Origin of the sequence: Streptococcus infantis, from assembly GCF_001579645.1 — a bacterium.
In the GTDB taxonomy this organism is placed as follows: Bacteria; Bacillota; Bacilli; order Lactobacillales; family Streptococcaceae; genus Streptococcus; species Streptococcus infantis_E.
This window is the reverse complement of the sequence record NZ_KQ970819.1, coordinates 132,151-134,478: the sequence shown is the minus strand read 5'-3', so window position 1 is coordinate 134,478 and position 2,328 is coordinate 132,151. Positions and strand designations below refer to the sequence as shown.

General features: G+C 37.8%; 2 protein-coding genes and 1 pseudogene. 1 reads left to right on the top strand and 2 read right to left on the bottom strand.

Annotated elements, in window-relative coordinates:
* Together SINDD18_RS04910 and SINDD18_RS04905 are read right to left on the bottom strand one after the other, a co-directional pair.
* A partial coding sequence (locus tag SINDD18_RS04910) for a Cof-type HAD-IIB family hydrolase (RefSeq protein ID WP_061863314.1) occupies positions 1-783 on the bottom strand: 783 nt, incomplete at its 3' end.
* Positions 783-1,574 carry a Cof-type HAD-IIB family hydrolase gene (locus SINDD18_RS04905; protein WP_061863313.1) on the bottom strand — a complete coding sequence of 264 codons (792 nt, stop codon included), beginning with the start codon at positions 1,572-1,574 and terminating at the stop codon, positions 783-785. The genes SINDD18_RS04905 and SINDD18_RS04910, both read right to left, overlap by 1 nt.
* A gap of 332 nt (positions 1,575-1,906) precedes the next feature.
* Here SINDD18_RS04905 and SINDD18_RS04900 point away from each other — a divergent pair.
* A pseudogene (locus tag SINDD18_RS04900) lies at positions 1,907-2,328 on the top strand (8-oxo-dGTP diphosphatase); the annotation flags it as partial.

Sequence of the window (2,328 nt, the reverse complement as noted above, 5' to 3'; positions counted from 1 at the left end):
GGCAACGGCTTCCTCGTCGTTGGTCATAGGTGTTACCACATTTGCAACTGCTTTAACTTCAGGAACAGCATTTTGCATGGCTACACCAAGACCTGCCCATCCAATCATCGAAAGGTCATTAGCTTCATCTCCACAAGCCATCACTTGACTTTGGTCAATTCCTAAATGCTCAATTAACTTAGCTAATCCTGTCGCTTTATGAACATTCTTTGGTGACCATTCTAGCAAGAGTTCACGTGATTTAAAAATTTCATATTTGTCAAACAATTCAGGAGAAATCTTCTGAATAGCTGCATCCAAGGGTTCTTGAGGAAAGGCAGTGACACATTTATTGTAAGTAATCTGACTAGACAAATCTTCAAAGTCAATTGGAACAAAAGTCAGAGCAGGATTAAATTTAGCATACAGACTCTCTTGATCTGATTGGATTTGGTAAACTGTACCTTCTGAAATGGCGTCTAAGGGAATGCCTAGTTTTTCAGTTTCCTCGTAAATACGTGTCACATCATCAATAGAGAATACTGTCTTATCAAGGATTTCACCCGTATTTTTCTGAACCAATCCACCATTAAAAGTGATAGTATACTCGTCATCATGGCCGTCTGTTCCAAGCTCTTTAAGGAAGAAATCCATAGCCTTGAGAGGACGTCCCGTTGTCAGTACCACTTTGACTCCCTGATCACGCGCAGCCTTTAAAGTCGCCTTAGTACGATCAGTCAATTTCTTGTCTGTCGTCAGCAAAGTCCCATCTAAGTCTAGGGCAATTAATTTAATATCTGCCATTACAATCCCTCCATATAAGCAATAACTGTTTGGTCTTTGTGATGTCCGATAACTGTTTCAGCTAGTTCTAAAATCTCTGGACGAGCATTTTCAGGTGCGACTGGGTGCCCTACAACTTGCATCATGTGCAGGTCATTAAGATTATCACCAAAGGCCATCACCTGGTCCATATCTAGATTCAATTTCTTAGCCAATTCGACAATAGCAACTCCCTTGTCAACATGGTCTAAAACGATGTCAATGGATTCAAATCCTGTCGTCATAGCCTTGACCCCAGGAACATGTTCATTGACCCAAGCTTCTCCAGCGTCAACCGTTTCTTCAGTGAAGTTAGTTGTGAATTTGAAAATCTCATCGGTAATATCTTCCAGTCTGGCCACCTTTTGGATATTCTCATTATAATGATGGCTAAACATAAGATAGATTTCATCTACTGTATCTAAGACATAGCAAGCCTCTTTACCAGTCAAGAGCATCTTCTTCTCATCAAAATAAGAGGAAGTTTTTAGTTTTTCAAAAGTTGACAGGTAAAAATCACGTGGCATAGTTGCTTCATAGAGGTCTTGTCCATGAAAACGAACCAGACTCCCATTTTCAGCAATGAAGATAATCTCATCTTTGACATCCGCAAAATGTTTCTCTAAGGACAAAAGACCACGTCCTGATGCTACAGCAAAGTAGATTCCTTTTTCTTTATAGGAATGGAGAAGCTTTTTTAAACGTTCCATATCAAATTGGCCAGCTTCATCCAGGAAAGTCCCGTCCATATCAGTTGCGACTAGTTTAATCATAAATACCCATATTCTCCAGTTATAAATCTATCTTCTATTATACCATAGAAAAATCAAAAAAAGGCGTGCTGAATTAACACGACCTTGTCTTCTATAAACCAATCGGTACGCCATTTTTGAAGGCCAGGCTGATTTGCTTGCCTTCTTTTATATCCAGCCTCTCAACACTTTTCTGCCAAAATTCTTGATTGAAGTCTATTCTGAGAGTTAATCATCTATTGCATAAAAATTATCAATCTTTGGCTGAGATACATTTGTCACAATCATAAATAGCATATAGTTCTTGACATATAGTCTTGCATATGAAAAAATACTTGTTGGAGGTTGATAATATGACTGAAACAATCAAAAACTGGGTTAATATTTGCGTTTTGAAAAATGAAGAAATTTTATTACTTAATAGACAGCACGATAATTTTCCTGGCTGGATCCCACCGGGGGAAAAGTTGAATTCCCCGAAAGTTTTTTTGAAGCTGCATTACGGGAACTTAAGGAAGAGACTGGACTCATTGCATTAAATCTTGAATTAAAAGGAATTTCAGGCTTTACTAATTCAATTGGTAATGAGAGATTTGTCTTCTATGACTTTTTATGTACTCAGTTTACTGGTGAACTAAGCACATCTCATGAAGGTGAGCCAAAATGGTGGAATCTAAAAGATATTGATAAAATACCAATGCAAGATGAAATTAGAAAAAGGCTACCCCTTTATTTAAGAAAAGGAAGCTTTGAAAGTATTAACTATTGGGATGAT

Bases quoted from the DNA above. Each gene is read 5' to 3' on its own strand.
- SINDD18_RS04905 (WP_061863313.1), bottom strand. From the start codon at position 1,574: ATGATTAAACTAGTCGCAACTGATATGGACGGGACTTTCCTGGATGAA.